General features: G+C 43.6%; 1 pseudogene. It reads left to right on the top strand.

The annotated features are described in order from the left end of the window. Window positions 1-396 precede the first annotated feature (396 nt). Window positions 397-587 (top strand): annotated as a pseudogene (locus ACQ5DJ_RS29960) (hypothetical protein); the annotation flags it as partial.

Below are 587 nucleotides of genomic sequence, written 5' to 3'. Positions count from 1 at the left end.
GGGACTGACCCCATAACGTAAGACAAATCAAAACACCTTCAAGAGAATGCGACCATGTCGTAAGATATGGAGACAACTTGGAGGTGTTTTTTCTGTGTCAACGAGAGTAAGTTATCCAACGGATATCAAGTTAAAGGCTGTTGAAATGAGGCTGAGGGGCGTATCAGTGAGAGAAGTAATGGAACACCTTTGTATCAAGAACAAAACGCAAGTGAAAACATGGTTACGTTGGTATAAAAACGGGGAAACCCATCGCTTTGAACAACCAGTAGGTAAACAGTACACCTACGGGAAAGGACCAGAGGTTACATCTGAAGTTGAAAGATTAAAACAGGAAAATCGCTTCTTAAAGCAGCAAGTGGATGTCTTAAAAAAGTACAAGGAGTGGGAAAGGAGGTGTCACCAGAAGCAGCAATCCGGTGGATGGAGTCCATAAAGGGAGCGGTCTCTGTACAACTAGCGTGTCAATGGCTGGGCATTGCTCGTTCCACCTATTATCGGTGGAAAAGTCAAATGAAGACGCAACAGATTTCGAATCCAATAGTGACACGTATTCGGGAGTTGTGCCTAGCACATAAATTTCGCTA

The organism is Brevibacillus sp. FIR094 (assembly GCF_050477165.1).
Taxonomy (GTDB): domain Bacteria; phylum Bacillota; class Bacilli; order Brevibacillales; family Brevibacillaceae; genus Brevibacillus.
This window is presented reverse-complemented; position numbering and strand designations above follow the sequence as displayed.